The organism is Pseudoalteromonas rubra (assembly GCF_001482385.1).
GTDB lineage: Bacteria > Pseudomonadota > Gammaproteobacteria > Enterobacterales > Alteromonadaceae > Pseudoalteromonas > Pseudoalteromonas ardens.
Genome location: NZ_CP013612.1, coordinates 1004452 through 1019758, shown reverse-complemented (window position 1 = coordinate 1019758; position 15307 = coordinate 1004452). Strand labels below are relative to the sequence as shown.

10 protein-coding genes and 1 pseudogene are annotated in these 15307 nt (G+C 48.6%); 5 read left to right on the top strand and 6 right to left on the bottom strand.

All coding sequences use genetic code 11. The annotated features are described in order from the left end of the window. Nucleotides 1-127 precede the first annotated feature (127 nt). From AT705_RS26135 to AT705_RS23430, 4 genes and pseudogenes are all read right to left on the bottom strand, one after another. Complete coding sequence (locus AT705_RS26135) at nucleotides 128-3760, bottom strand: amino acid adenylation domain-containing protein (RefSeq protein ID WP_420492132.1); 3633 nt, start codon at nucleotides 3758-3760, stop codon at nucleotides 128-130. Next, nucleotides 3746-6819: pseudogene (locus AT705_RS23445) on the bottom strand (amino acid adenylation domain-containing protein); the annotation flags it as partial. The gene AT705_RS26135 and the pseudogene AT705_RS23445, both read right to left, overlap by 15 nt. 380 nt (nucleotides 6820-7199) lie before the next feature. Beyond that, nucleotides 7200-7397, bottom strand: a complete 198-nt coding sequence (locus AT705_RS23435) for a hypothetical protein (protein WP_049863315.1) — start codon at nucleotides 7395-7397, stop codon at nucleotides 7200-7202. A gap of 879 nt (nucleotides 7398-8276) precedes the next feature. Next, the gene (locus AT705_RS23430) at nucleotides 8277-9338 is read right to left on the bottom strand and encodes a hypothetical protein (protein ID WP_058798730.1); all 1062 of its coding nucleotides are present in this window, start codon (nucleotides 9336-9338) and stop codon (nucleotides 8277-8279) included. A 674-nt stretch (nucleotides 9339-10012) separates the two neighbouring features. Between AT705_RS23430 and AT705_RS23425 the strand changes: the two genes are divergently transcribed. The 4 genes from AT705_RS23425 to AT705_RS23415 all read left to right on the top strand — a co-directional run bounded on the left by AT705_RS23425 (nucleotide 10013) and on the right by AT705_RS23415 (nucleotide 12609). Next, nucleotides 10013-10849 carry a pirin family protein gene (locus AT705_RS23425; protein WP_058798729.1) on the top strand — a complete coding sequence of 279 codons (837 nt, stop codon included), beginning with the start codon at nucleotides 10013-10015 and terminating at the stop codon, nucleotides 10847-10849. Nucleotides 10850-10893: 44 nt separating this feature from the next. After that, nucleotides 10894-11865, top strand: coding sequence for a glutathione S-transferase family protein (locus AT705_RS23420; RefSeq protein WP_058798728.1), 972 nt, complete (start codon nucleotides 10894-10896; stop codon nucleotides 11863-11865). Nucleotides 11866-12055: 190 nt separating this feature from the next. After that, nucleotides 12056-12232, top strand: coding sequence for a hypothetical protein (locus AT705_RS25450; protein WP_157576967.1), 177 nt, complete (start codon nucleotides 12056-12058; stop codon nucleotides 12230-12232). Further along, nucleotides 12232-12609: a hypothetical protein gene (locus AT705_RS23415; RefSeq protein WP_058798727.1), complete on the top strand. Its 378-nt coding sequence runs from the start codon at nucleotides 12232-12234 to the stop codon at nucleotides 12607-12609. The genes AT705_RS25450 and AT705_RS23415 overlap by 1 nt, the downstream gene beginning before the upstream one ends. 49 nt (nucleotides 12610-12658) lie before the next feature. Here AT705_RS23415 and AT705_RS23410 read toward each other — a convergent pair whose 3' ends face one another. Then, a complete protein-coding gene (locus tag AT705_RS23410) occupies nucleotides 12659-13159 on the bottom strand; it encodes a zf-TFIIB domain-containing protein (protein ID WP_058798937.1) in 501 nt (166 codons plus the stop codon). 96 nt (nucleotides 13160-13255) lie between these two features. Beyond that, the gene (locus tag AT705_RS23405; RefSeq protein WP_208856792.1) at nucleotides 13256-14335 is read right to left on the bottom strand and encodes an EAL domain-containing protein; all 1080 of its coding nucleotides are present in this window, start codon (nucleotides 14333-14335) and stop codon (nucleotides 13256-13258) included. 238 nt (nucleotides 14336-14573) lie between these two features. On the opposite strand from AT705_RS23405, the gene AT705_RS23400 reads away from it, so the two are divergent. Beyond that, nucleotides 14574-15167, top strand: a complete 594-nt coding sequence (locus AT705_RS23400; protein ID WP_058798726.1) for a cytochrome b — start codon at nucleotides 14574-14576, stop codon at nucleotides 15165-15167. Nucleotides 15168-15307 lie beyond the last annotated feature (140 nt).

Sequence of the window (15307 nt, the reverse complement as noted above, 5' to 3'; positions counted from 1 at the left end):
GCGCCCATACACCGGCTTAGCCTCTACGACTTAAAACCAGCCTGAGTCGTCAGGCTGGCAGATTATTTACTTTTTATCTTTACGTGTGCTTGTATCTCAGGCCTGTGGCCTGACTAACCTTGTCCTGTTACCAGTCCATTTCCTCCAGCTCAGCATCATCCTCTGCCAGCGGATCACTCTGGCGGCTGAGCAGGTAATCTATATGCAATGCCTGCTCCTTAAGCTGCGGCTGTGCAAACAGCTCTTTAATAGAAAACTCAACAGCGAAGCGGTGACGGATCTGAGTTTCCAGCCGGGTCACCAAAATGGAGTTGCCGCCTTGCTCAAAAAAGCGCGCATGACTGCTTATCTCGCTGGCCGCTATGCCTAACAAGGCTGACCAGACTTCTGTCAGCGCCTGCTCAGTCGCCGTTTGGGGTGCAACATAAGCCTGCTCACTGTCTGCGCCAGACACGTCTGGCAACGCTTTTTTATCTATTTTTCCATTCGGGGTGAGTGGCCATTGCTCAACCACCACAAAACGGCTCGGCACCATATACTCCGGCAACTGAGCATGCAAATGCTGCTCAACGTCCTGTATCATGGAAGTCTGGTCCTGTGCTTCATTGCGCGGCTGAATATACGCGATGAGCATATCCGTGCCATTACTGGCCTGTTTCACCAACACCACGGCTGAGTCGAGTACCACACAGCGGTTGAGCTGTGCCTCCACTTCGCTCAGCTCAATGCGGAAGCCACGAATTTTGACCTGGGCATCGAGGCGACCGACAAACTCAATGCTGCCATCGGGCAATATTTTGGCCAGATCGCCCGTTTTGTACAAACGGGTACTGTCACGGTGCGCCGGATAATAATAAAACGGGTTTTCAACAAACTTCTCAGCACTCAGTTCAGGGCGCTGATGATAACCACGCGCCAGCCCGTCACCACCTATGTGCAGCTCACCAATCACCCCCGGAGGTACCAGCGCCATGTGGTTATCCAGGACATACAGACTCACATTGTTCAGTGGTTTACCTATAGTGATCGGGGTGCCCGGGTACAAGCGCTGATAAGACGCACATACTGACGCTTCCGTAGGACCATAGGCATTAAAGAAGGGATAATGTGCCGACCACTGATTGACCAGCTCCGGCTCACAGGCTTCACCTGCCACAATCAATGCTTGCAACGACAGCGAGTTGTCGAGTGGCATCATGGCCAAAAATGCCGGAGGTAAAGTCACATGGCTGATCTGCTGTTGTGCAAGCAGTGTAGTAATGTCGTCAGGGGAGCGTCTTTGTTCGCTGCTGGCTATGACCAGCGTGGCGCCATTGAGCAGTGCCATGGCATATTCCCAGGTGCCCGCATCAAAGCTCATTGACGCGAAATGCAATACCTTACTGCGCGGCGTAATAGCAAAGGCGCGGCGCTGGTTGTCCGCCAGATTGACTATGCCCTGATGCTCCAGCAACACCCCTTTTGGCTGACCCGTCGAACCTGAGGTATAAATCTCGTAGGCCAGGCTGGTGGGCAGCAGTCCCAGCGCTTTATGATCCAGATTTTCTGCGCTGCAATGGCTGAACGGCCCCAAATGGGTATCATCGAGCAAACCATCCACCGGAATAAGCGCGTAATCGGTGAGAGAAACGGCATCGCTGATAGCCTGACTGCTGATGATGGTCCTGATCCCGGCGTCTTCGAGCATATAACTCAATCGTGCAGGTGGATAAGTCGGATCCAGTGGCACATAAGCACCACCGGCTTTAAGCACGGCCAGGGTCGCGATGATCATTTCCAGCGAGCGATCCAGTGCTATCCCTATCAAGGTATCCGATGTGATGGTACCCTGTTCTCGCAAATAATGTGCAAGCTGGTTAGCTTTGCCATTCAGCTGCGCATAACTCAACAGCTGATCGGCAAAGATAAGTGCAATATGATCTGGGTTGCGCTCAACCTGCTGCTCAAAGGCCTGATGAATACATAAGGCTCGGTCATACTCGTGATAATTATCATTAAGGGCATTAACCAGATACTGACTTTGTTCGTTCGCCAGCACACTCAGCTTCCCAGGCGGATTGTTCAGACTGTGGGTCATCTCTGTTTGTACGAGGCGCTCCAGCAACAACATCAGGTGCTCACTCAGGTGCGTGACATGGGCCTGTGAAAACAACGAGGTATCATAAATCCAGTTAACCTGAAGCGCTGTTTCATCCAGTGAAAACTCTACTTCGAGGTCGAATTTTGCCACACAACCAGCCTGCATCAGTGGCGTGAGCGTCAGCCCGTCGAGCGCATTTTGCTCAGACCCGGACTGTGTTTGCGCGCTATTAAAAGACGTCATGATCTGACACAACGGTGCATGGGCATCGCCCCGCGGGATCTGTAATGCATCCACCAGCTGCTCAAACGGCAGGTCCTGATGACTTTGCGCGTCCAGATGCACATCTCTGACATGTTGCAGATACGTATCCAGCGATGGCTGCTCTGTATTCACCCGCAGTGCAAGAATATTGACAAAGAAACCAATTAGCGGCTCCACTTCGGCCTGAAGTCGGTTCGCCACCGGCGTACCAATCACCACATCCACACTGTTACTGTAACGGCTGATGGTCAGTGCCAGCACCGCATGCAGCAACATAAACGGGGTCATCTGGTAATGGGCTGCCATATCACGCAGCTGGGCGGCCAGTTGTGCAGAGGCTTTACCCGACACCATAGCACCTTCGTAGCTTTTTTCAGCAGGCCTTGGATAATCTAATGGAATACCGTGTACGCCTGGTGCATCACTAAGCTGAGTTTGCCAGTAGTCGAGTTGTTGCTGCAACACATCTCCCTGTAACCAGTTGCGTTGCCACTGGGCAAAATCGGCATACTGAATACTGAGCGGTGCAAGGGGGTTGTCCTGACCGCTTCGCAGTGCGGCATATAAAGAGAAAAACTCGCGGCTGAACACGTTCAGTGACCAACCGTCTGAGGCGATGTGATGCATATTGAGCAGCAATACGCCACGAGTCGGGTTGAGGCTGATGAAGCTGGCGCGCAACATCAGATCAGTGGCCAGATCAAATGGCGCTTGGGCATCTTCAGCCAGCAGCTGGTCGAGCTGTTGTTGCGCCTCAGTTCCCGCCAAATGGTGTAGCTCAATATGACGGATAATCACAGGTTGAGGTGTAAGGATGACCTGCACTGGTCCAGCCTCGCCTTCCTGATACACAGTACGTAGTACTTCGTGGCGGGCCACTATCGTGTTCAGTGCCTGTTGCGCTACAGTCAAGTCAAACAGACCGTCGACTTCAAAGGCCAATGGCATATTGTACTGGGCAGAGCTGCCCTGGAACTGATCGATAAACCACAGTCGTTGCTGGGCATAAGATAATTCAAAGCTGTCTGTATCACGCGGCAACGCCTCGATCGCAGGTCGCGATACTTTGCTGCTTTGCTCAATCAGCACAGCCAGATCAGCCAAGGTACTGGCTGAGAAAACCTGTTTGACGGCAATTTCGACCTCAAACTCAGTGCGGATCAAGGATACCAGCCGTACCGATAACAACGAATGCCCACCGAGCGCAAAGAAATCTGCTTCACGGGTCAATAGTTCAGCCTCGCACGAAAGCAAGGTCGCCCAAATCCCGGCCAGAGTTTGTTCTGTCTGAGTTTGCGGCGCTTCGCCCTTGTTCTGTGCCAAATCTGCTTTAACCGCAGGCAAGGCACGTCGGTCGATTTTACCATTGGCGGTGAGTGGCCATTGCTCAACTAAAGCAATAGCAGTCGGTACCATGTAAGCAGGCAAAACGGACCTAAGCGCAGCCAACAGTGTGGTGCTCAAGTGTTGCTGTGCATCGTTTGTCTCACACGTGATACAAGGACGTACATAGGCAACAAGTTGTTTGCTGGCTGCTTCACCCATTGCCAGCACCAATGCAGACTCAACCTCATCAAAAGATTCCAGAACGGCACTTACCTCACCAGGTTCAATCCGGAATCCTCGAATTTTTATTTGTTCATCGCTTCGGCCCAGGTATTGTAGGTCACCTTGCGGTGTGACACGAACCAAATCACCGGTTTTATAAAGTCGCGATTGGCTGGCAGGTAACGCCTGCGCACGGGCGGCATCAATAAAACGCTCGTCAGTCAGTTCCGTATTGTTGTAGTAGCCCAACGCAACACCGGGCCCTGCAACATACAGTTCGCCCACGCAACCTGTTGGTACGGCCGCTAAATCTGCATCTAAAATCAGACACTGGGTATTGGCAATCGCCCGGCCAATACTGGCTTCTTCCTGATCATATTGTGTGACATGGCAAGTTGTGGCGACATGGGTTTCAGTAGGACCATAATGATTATATAAATCACAAGACGGATGTTGTGTCATAAATTGACGAATGCTGGGGGTGAGTTTCAGCACATCTCCGGCAACACATACCTGTCTAAGCCCTGTCATATCAATGTCCGGGTTTTGATTTGCCTGCTCTGCCATTAAATCAAAGACAGCAGGTGGCACAAACAATCGCGCTATTCCCTGCGTAGCAACCAGGCTGGCCAGATCCTGCAACTGGTCTTTTTGCTGCTGTGACATCAACACCAGACATGCGCCCGTATACCAGCTGGTGGCCAGTTCCTGAGCCGAAACATCAAAAGTCAGCGGGGTAAATTGCAAAGTCCGGTAGGGCTGGGTGATCCCGTCAATCTCAGCCTGATGAACACTCAGATTCACCAAAGTGCTGTGACGCTGGTTGACGCCTTTTGGCCGACCAGTTGAGCCGGAAGTATAGAGAATATATGCACTGTGATCGCCGCTAATGTGTGGCAGGCTATGCGCTTGTGTTACTGGCTGCCATATATCCGGGTTGTCCAGTCGCACACACGGTAATCCAGCGAAGGTGTCTTGTGTCTGTGATAACACCAGCGAGAGTGACAGCTCGCCGATAATGTAATTTAGTCGTTCTTCAGGGCTTCGGGGTCCAAAGGTACATAGGTTGCGCCCGCTTTTAGCAGCGCGGCCACCGCACACACAGTGGCAATGCTACGCTGTGCCACAATCGCAACAGGTTGACCCACAGTGACACCATGTTCCGTGATTAAGCGCATCGCCAGCGCATCGGCACGGGTATTCAGTTCTGCATACGTCAGCTCAGTCTCGTGATCTTGCAGCGCAATGGCGTTCGGGTTATGCCGGGCCTGATATTCCAGTAACTGATGAACGGCCTGCCATTCAGAAGATACCTGCGTGCCGCTTGTTAACGTCAGCGCTTGCTGCTGTTCTTGCTCACTCACCATAGAGAGTGCGGTCAGGTTGGTCGACCCATTATCAGCATGAGTCAGCTCGGACATTGCATTCAGCACATTACCCAAGTGCCGATCCAACTGGCTGATATGCGCTCGTTCAAACAAGCTGACGTCGTAGGTCCAGCCAATCGAGACGCCAGCCTCATTCAGTGACATATGAATGTCTAGGTCAAATTTGGTGGTCAGACTGACATCCTGCATCGCCTGCAGTGACGCCTCACCCAGCTGGACATGCTCCACTTGCTCCGCGGCAACACTAAATTGGTTATCTGTTGTCAGTAAGATCTGAAATAACGGACTGTAGGCGTTATTGCGTGGTACGTTTAAGACTTCGACCAGCTGCTCAAATGGCACGTCCTGATTGCTCTGTGCCGCCAGATGGACTGCTCTGACGTGTGCCAGGTAATCGCGCAAGGTGTCATGAGCTGTGCTGACTCGCAACACCAGGGTATTGACAAAAAATCCGATCAGCGGTGCCAGCGCTGGATCCTGACGGTTGGCCACCGGGCTGCCAATGACAATGTCCTTATTATTACTGTGACGACTCAGTACCAGCGCCAGTGCCCCATGCAGCAGCATAAATGGCGTCAGTTGTAATTCTTTGGCTAAGGTAAGCAACCTGGTTGCGACCTTGCTACTCAGTTGCGAGGTGACCAGTTCACCGCGATACTGCTTTTCGGCAGGACGGCTAGCATCTAATGGTAGCTGATGGAGTGCTGGCACCTGTTGCAGCTGTTGCTGCCAGTATTCCAGCTGCTCTTTAAGCCCTGCTTGTGCAAAGCTGCGTTGCTGCCAGTGTGCAAAGTCGCTGTACTGAATGGTAAGGGGAACAAGTGGACTCGGTGTGCCTTGTTCGAGTGACTGGTAAATCGCAAAGAACTCTTTGGTCAGCACATCCATTGACCAGCCATCCGACGCAATATGATGCATATTAAAGCTCAACAGCGCCTGGCAGCGTTCTGAATCATCATGTGTTAATTGCAGATAGCTGGCTCTTATCATCAGATCCTGACTGAGATCAAAGGGGCGGCTTGCTTCACGCTCCAGATGAGCCCTGGCAGCTTGATGCGGGTCGGCCTGGTCACTCAAATCTAACACTGTGATATACAATCTGGCATCGTCTAACACCCGCAGACACGGCGCACCATCACACTCATAAAAAACCGTTCTTAACACCTCATGGCGCTGCACTATGGCATTCAGGGCTTGCCCCACCTTGGCTATATCCAGGTGTCCATGCACCTCGAAAGCCATCGGCATATTGTACTCGCTGGAGCCGCGATTCAGTTGGTCAATAAACCACAAACGGCGCTGAGAAAAAGACAATACCGGCGGCTCGCCAGGCTGAGCTTTGGCAACCGCAATGGGCGACTCAGTAACGCCACGTTGGCGCTGTCCAATCGCTTGTATGATCTGTTGTTTGTTGTTCTTTAGAAAGTCTTTCTCATCTGCTGTCAAAGCCTTGAGCTTGCCTCTGACCAGTAACTTACCCTGTTCATCAACAGTAAGTTTGATCCCTTTCTCGCTGAGCTGTAAAAAGAACTGTTTCATATTTTCGCTTTTGCAATCAAATTGATGATAAAGAAAAAACACCGGTATCAGAATCCCTAAAGCAGGGACCCTGTGATATCACCACCAGTGATACATAAGTCCAATCAGTCTTAATCTTTTTGCCATATTGAATAAAAAGTCCAGCGCACACTGTACTTGTTCAAAGCTCCCATTTGATGAACATAAGCTCATACCTGGGTTGTCATACTGTCGCGACACTTTTCCGCTACAAAATAGCGTACACAATTAAGTGAATTGGCATCATAGAGTCCAGCATGCAAATGCGATCGACTCTTTGGTTTAATGTTGCTGTTGTTGCCCGCTGACGTGCCGAAATGTCAGTCAACGGGACTAAGGTATGTATAAATTCATAGCCCGACTTATGCGTCAAGCTCGCAGCCACCTAATGAACGCAGTGACGAAGCCGGGCAAACGTATACACCGCTACGCCCGTCTTTGTAACCAAAGTCATAGGCTAATTTGAAGATATGATGGAGCAGCTGTACATCTACAGCCTCTGAATTCATATTGTGGATATTCAGATTGATGCCCAGTTCTGTCAGTGCGTCATTTTTCATCTCATCAGTCCATGTTAAAAAGTATTGCAAAGTGTTAAATTTTCACGCAAACGCATTATTATGTAATCTGCATCTTTTTTCTACACTTTTATTTCCCAAAATTATAAATTTCATAAACCAAATCAATAAACCTTTATTTTTATTGATTTAATTGAGTTTTCCACTTCTTTTCACTTGATCTGCAAAACTTACCTAAAACAACCACAAACCAAGGGAACATTTAAATAACAAAATTAACAACTTCGTGCAAAAGCCCTTTCTGTGGCGCAATACCCAGTCCGAAGCTCAAATATTAACCGATACTATTTACGCTTTTCGAACCTGCTCAATGCGCTTCATTGGGGACATTTATACCCCATACATCGGGACAATAACATGACGGTTTAGGGAATTAATTGTTTCAAAATGGTTCAAAAGTGCTATGAGGCACGTAGCCCGTCACTCGGGCTAACCGTGTTTATGACGTTTACAGACTTGATTAATTTATAGATTTTATTTTCATGGATGACGAAATAAAAGCGTCATAAAGAAAAGACTTTTTGCTGTCATATTCTCAAATTCGAGTGGTTTGTTGGCACAAATGCAAAACTAACATCAATGTCCTGACCACAAATACCCCTCAGCTTAAACCTCGGCACAGACTACACAGCTTACCCAAAATGAACACCAAACTAAGTGCAGCAAACTCAGACAAAAGCACATGTTTGGCGGTGTTTTAGTACCTAATTAGTGAGCAAGTTTCATTGAAATGAATTAGAAAAGTCATATAAAACGCAACAAAAGGGCTCTCCATGGAGGCCCCAAGATGCCGACATTATGTCGCTATTTACACTGATACAATTCTAAGAGGGTAACGCACGTCAGGTTTTGTTGCTGTGTTTACTCTTGTTCCAGATGGGCAATCACCTGCGCCAGCGCGGTTGACACGGCTTTTTTATCCTGCCAGTCAAGTTCTGACCAGTCTACGCCGCATGACAGCTGCGTCACATCCTGTGTCAGCAATTTTTGCAGTGCCCCAGGTGAGTCAAACGATGTGGTGACAAACGGGGCTTTACTTTTCTCAGGTCGCTTTTTGATCCCCTGTAATTGCTGCACAATGAGGTCAGAGATAGCACGTTTATCCACCGCATTTAAGGTAGACTTGTCATACTGCGCCTTATATTGCGACTCCACTGACAAAATAAGTCGCTTCATTTTGACAAAAGAATAACTGCACCCGGATTCATAAGCTGACATAACCACCGGATAACGTGATAACACGTTGTAGTTATCATATGCCCCCGTTGAAATGCCAAGTTTGGGGACTATGGTCCTGACAGTGAGCCGCGACATGCCAGACTGCAGGCGCGCCTTATTCAGCTGTTCAATCTCTGTCATGGCATTAGAAAACGCCTGTAATTTACCATACTGAGGCAAATCCTCACGACTGGCATTTTCCTGAAACTGCTTTACCTTAGTCAATAAGGGCTTATTATCGTAGACCTTAAACTGCGCTGCCGCACCATATCCTTTGGCATATACCAGTGCAAAAAATCGGCGGTGCCCCGTAAGGATTTGAAAGCGACCATCTTCCAGGGGATATAAAGTGGGTACTTGGATCATTTCAGACACAGAAATGTTGTTACCCAGCTCAATGATGGAGTCTATGGTCTGCGAAGCCCGTTTCCAGTCTTCCGTATCGCGTTTCAAGCAGTTAATGATGATCGATTTACCAATCAGAACGTGGCTTTCTCCCTGATAAAGCTTGGTGAGCTGTGCTTTACTCAGTTTACGCGCAACAAACAGACGAGCGTCTTCATCACTCACGAAAATTGACGGTAAAAATCGACCGTTGGAGGGATCGGGAACAACTGAGCTCAAAAAAATGCTCTTGTACTCGAAAGACTCATCGTTGAGTTCATTCTTATTGTTCAGGTTGCTCAGTAGCATTTGCTCTAACATAGTTTGTACTCTTAATCAGGCTGACATACGCGCTCAGCCGGGCGCCGTGGAACTTTGCCACAAACAACTCAAAGGTGATTACACCTAAAAAAAGAGCAACGGCTCTGCCTTCAAGTTTAACGAAAATTTCATCGGGTGCCTACCGCCGTTCTATCCCTTTGCTATCCCTCACGGATCAAATAGCACACAAAGTTAAAGTCACTTTCTTGCACAGGTCAAGGCGCATTACGCACATTGACAGTCTTCTAAGTGATAAACCGGGTTTGTCCCTCAGTTTATTTCATTTAGTTCGAGCTAGTTATGGCGCCTCCAGTTTATCCGGGTTGCACTGTGCATTTGGTGGCATACATGTCAGTAGCGCGCTTCATGACCCATCCCCATGTCGCGATAACCCACTGAACTAATTTAAGTCTTGGCATAATCGTCATCATCCTTATTGAGATTTTTTCTTGTTATTCTTAACCCCCACTAAATACTAACTTGTGCCCAAAACATTTCAAGCGATTCGTTATTTCTAATACTTGTTCACCCAGCTATATTCATTCTTTTTTTTAGAACGAAACCTTCAATATTTGCAAATTTCATTCTCACTTTGCCATTGCTAAAGTGGTCACATCAAGCAGACACAGCGCATTGGACTAACTTTAACTGATGGCGCAGGCAACGAGGTTTTTATGCAGATTATTCGTATCAATAAAGCACACGCTGCGCAGGATGGCGCGGGCGTAAACATAAGTCGCATTGCGGGCTTTGATGGCAAGAGTTTAGATCCCTTTTTGATGATCGATGAGCTTAAATCAGACAACAGCAGCGACTATATGGCGGGTTTTCCGCCTCACCCACATCGCGGTATTGAAACCTTTACCTATATTAGTAAGGGCGGCTTCGAACATCAGGACCAGATGGGCAACAAAAAGGCAATTCGTGCGGGTGATGTGCAATGGATGAGCACCGGGCGCGGCGTCATTCACTCTGAAATGCCACTTAGTGACGCCGAGCAGGGCATGCATGGTTTCCAGATCTGGCTCAATATGCCAGCCAAAGACAAAATGCGTGCGCCCCGCTATCAGGACACCACAGAGCACAAGGCGCCTATAATTAGCACCGACTCTGGCGCAGAGCTCAAAGCACTGGCAGGGAACTGGCAACTGGGTGAACAAACCGTTCGCTCACCACTCAATGATTTAGCAGGTAATGGCGCCATTGCGGATGTGATTTTACCACCCAACCAGCAAGTTACATTGGATATGTCTGGCTATGGCAAAGTCCTTATCTATATTCATACTGGCACACTGGCAGACACGCAATTCAGTGCCACTTATCAGCTGGAACTGGACCCGGCACACCCGGTTGAACTGAGCAGCGGTCCGGAAGGTACGGGGATTCTGGTGCTGGCCGGCCACCCTATTGGTGAGAAAATTGCCCACATGGGACCGTTTGTCATGAACACCCAGGCAGAGCTACATCAGGCAGTACGTGATTATCAGGCCGGAAAATTCGGCAGCATTTAACACCCGGCACAGTAAAGTATTTAGCAAATTAAGAGGACAATACAATGGGACGATTAATTGAAGGTAAGTGGCATGACGTCTGGTACGATACCAAGAGCAATCAGGGCAAGTTTAAACGCGAAGACGCGCAATTGCGCAACTGGATAACGGCTGATGGCAACGCCGGACCAACGGGCGACAGTGGCTTCAAAGCCGAGTCTGGCCGCTACCATTTATATGTTTCGCTGGCATGTCCGTGGGCCCACAGAACGCTGATCTTCAGACGCTTAAAACAGCTAGAAGCGCACATTGATGTCTCTGTGGTCAGTCCTGATATGCTGGAACACGGCTGGACCTTTGACAAGACAACCGGCAGCAGTGGTGATAGCCTGTTTGCTCAGGACTACATGCACCAACTGTATACACGCAATAAAGCGGACTATTCAGGTCGTGTGACAGTACCCGTGTTGTGGGATAAGCACACTCAGCGCATTGTCAGTAATGAGTCGAGCGAGATTATTCGTATGTTCAATTCAGCCTTTAACGAGCTGACAGGCAACACTGATGACTATTACCCTGAAGCACTGCGCCAGGACATCGACGACATTAACGAATTTGTTTATCACAAAATCAATAATGGGGTATACAAAGCTGGCTTTGCCACCGATCAGGTAGCCTATGAAGAAGCGGTACAGGCCTTATTTGAGGCACTTGAACAGCTGGAACAAAAACTGAGCAAGCAACGCTATTTGGTTGGTGATACCCTCACAGAATCCGACTGGCGTTTATTCACCACCCTGATCCGTTTCGACAGTGTTTATCATGGTCACTTTAAATGTAACCTTAAGCAAATTGAAGACTATCCAAATCTGGCCGGTTATATCCGCGAGCTATATCAATGGCCTAATGTCGCCGAGACGGTGGATTTTTACCATATCAAGCGCCACTACTATTTTAGCCACACCATGATCAACCCGACTCAGGTTGTGCCGGTTGGCCCGGATATCAATTACTCGCAGCCACACCAACGAAGCTAAGCGCCCTATACTGCCACTGTAAACCCCGTTTACAGTGGCTTTCACTTGCCTGCTAACATGCCAATCCAGCCTAACTCAAAAACGTCACGCTACTATTTTTTTCATTCACCCTTTATTGAAATAAATGGCTTAAGGTGTCATTTGGTGGTAAATTACCCACTGTCTAACGTGACTTTAAAGGAGTGAAATCATGAAGACAGATAAACAAAATCGTAAAAAGATAGCCAGCAAAATTGGCGTCAGTATGGTCACCGGATTGGCTGTTGGTACTGCCATAGGCGTCTCTTCTGAGAATATTGTCAATGGCGTAACGCTTGGTATAGCGATCGGTGTGGCAGTCGGTATGATACTGGATATCAACAGTTAATGCCCGAGTCAATTCGCATGCTTCAAGTCGCAAAAACAACGTTCGCCCGTGTGATGAATGCAATATATGCGCATTATTCATTTACTCGATACTGGGCATACCTCTTTATTGTGTCTGCACTGAGCTACTTCAGCCACCCTTTAGAGCAATTTTTCAGCTTTGTAACGCTTAATCTCATACTCGGATTGTTCAACCTGACCCAGATGAACAACTACCAACTGGGGTTTCCTATGTATATTGGTCCACCCGAACGACCCCTGCCAAATAAGCCTGCATTTCAGCCATTGCGTCAAACATGGTATGCCGGTTACACGGTGTTTTTTTGGTTCGGTATTGTTATTCAGCTATCCGTGATCCTGGTTCACTCACTGAGATAACACTGCTGACTCTTTAGCAAAGCTATAGGACAGGCGTCCCACTTACTCATTAATCACTGATCACGTCTGCGGCAATTGCAAACACTTTTTCAAGGTTGCTGCCCCCATCCTGCTCAGACAATTTATAACGCCTTGGGCTGTCAATGTGAAAGGCCTGATGCTCTTCAAGCATTTTGATCCTTAGCATCTCACGCTCTTTCGCACTCAGGTGATTCTCGTGCAATGTATCCAGCTCACCGGTATCAAGCCAGATGCCACCACAGCCCGGACACTCGTCTATTTCAACCACACGCAACGGACTAAAATAACGACGCATCATGACGATATCAGGACATTTCGGGCACTTGATCCGGGCGTTTTCATCACCAAGCGGAGCGGAAAATTGACGCAGATGCTTTGCCAGCACCTCTGAGCGCAATTCAGACGGGTTAGTGAAATTAGATAACACCTGGTTGTCAAAAAAGACACCACCACTGTGCTCGGATATATACACTTTAATACCACCCACTTTCACTGGCTTAAGCGGATGTGACGTTCTGGGACACTGCACTTTACTACTCCAATCGTCTGCACTGGTTAAATAATCGCAGTATACTGATTGCGCTAAAGTTTGGAAGCCGCCATACACGAGCGCAGGTTTAGGTTCTTACAGCCCGGCTTCCCTTGGTTTATCAAACAAATACCCCTGTGCATAATCAACCCCTAACTCCCGGGCAATAGCTAACTGCTGCTGTGTTTCTATGCCTTCGGCCAGCACCTTGCCACCATATAGGTGGACCGTATCAACCACTTGCCTGATCTCATCGATGATCTCAGCGCCATAATCCAGGCGGCTGATAATGGTGATACACAGCTTCACTACATCGGGTTTCACCGCATTGATCAAAGTCAGCTCAAAGAATCCGCAACCAACATCGTCTAGCCAGAAGGTGTAACCTAGCTGGCGTAATTCGGCCATTTTTGCTTTGATGGGTGCCCAGTCATCTACAGGCAGATGCTCTGTCAGCTCAATACAGAGCAAGTGTGCATAAGGATAATCTAGCAATGTACCCGACACATCCGCGTCAAATAATAAAGCAGGTGAGAGATTAACCGTTAATCTTACCGTGCTTTGTTGCTCACATTGGCCCTGGTGCGTTGCTAAATGGGTAGTCAGTGCCAGCTTTTCCATATCAAACTGCCGCCCCTGTGCCATGGCAGCACCAAAAAGCTTGTCAGCACGGTGCAAGGGTGACGCCTTCGGACCTCGGATCAAGGCTTCGTATCCAAATACGCCGCTGCTTTGAACCTGCTGGATTGACTGCCAGTAAGGGAGCAAATTTTTGTTGGCAAACACCCGCAACAAATCTTCTTTGCTATCAGGATAAAGCTCGTTCAGAGCACAGGCTGCACCAGCCCGGATAGTTTGTTCTTGTGAAGTTTGCTCTTCCACCTGCGCTGAGCTCACCTGGATCTCGGCTTCATGCACCAGCTGACAATCCAGCTCGTGAAGCAGGTGCTGCGCCACGCGCTGGCTCAGTGCTCTTTCCGCCTGCGAGAGAGAATCAAACAGGTCGGTTTCGAACCAGAGCTCGCCCAGCTCGAATATGTCCTGCTTCAACCCGGATTGGCCATTTGGCGACAGTAACCCCACTAACGCATGCCATACTTTATGTGCTGTAGACTGGCCAATACGCTCGACAATATCGGACCACCCCGACAAAGAAACTAAGGTTAAAGTAAGCAAAGGGCCTCCGGCTGATTCACACTGTATTCGCTTGCAGTATAGCAGGACAAATCAAAAGCAGCCTCACGCAATGCAATCAGCACATCTCACAATTAATCAAATAAAGACAATATAAATCAGAGTATTAAAATCAGTGTTCTCAAAAAAAGAATACTTTATCCGGATTTTTGTGGCATTCATTCACATCACCAGCTGTTACCATCCGTGGCAGTAACAAATCACTATCCGGAGCAACCCTGTGAGCATCAAAAATACCTCACGAGATTATGGCACCATTGCAAAATGGCTACACTGGGGCACAGCCCTGTTATTTCTGGCGGCCTATGTCAGCGTCTATTATCGTCAGTGGTTTACCGAAGCCAAAACCCCGGAAAACTGGACTGCATTGCAGCTCCACTTGTCATTCGGTGTTTCAATTGCGGTGATTGTCGCGCTCAGACTCATCTGGCGATGGCTAAATACCACCCCCTCAGCAGAACCTGGCACCCACATCGAGCATCTGGCCGCCCATATTGGTCACTACGCTTTGTACGCCATCATGATTATCGCCCCACTGACGGGCTATATTGGCACGGGTGTGGACACCGAGTTTTTCTTTTTGTTTGATATTCCTAAATTTGAAAGCACAGCGCTATTTAGCGCACTCGTCGAACAGGGAATGGGACTGTCATTCGCCGAGTTTGAAAAACCCATCGACTTTATCCATAAGGAGATTCTCGGCGCCTGGCTTGTCTGGCTGCTGATCCTGGGTCATGCCGCTGCAGCCTTGTACCATCATTTGGTTAAACGCGACCGGACTTTGCTGAAAATGACGCGCGGTGGCGAGCGCTAGCCATCGGTCAGGTAACACGTTGATCCCTTTATTTTTGCATTAAAAAAGCAGCCGAAGCTGCTTTTTTACTTAATTGCTTAAGTAAGTGGGCTATTTTGAGGCGAGAAAATAGACCAGGTATTAAGTCAAATTGGTACTAC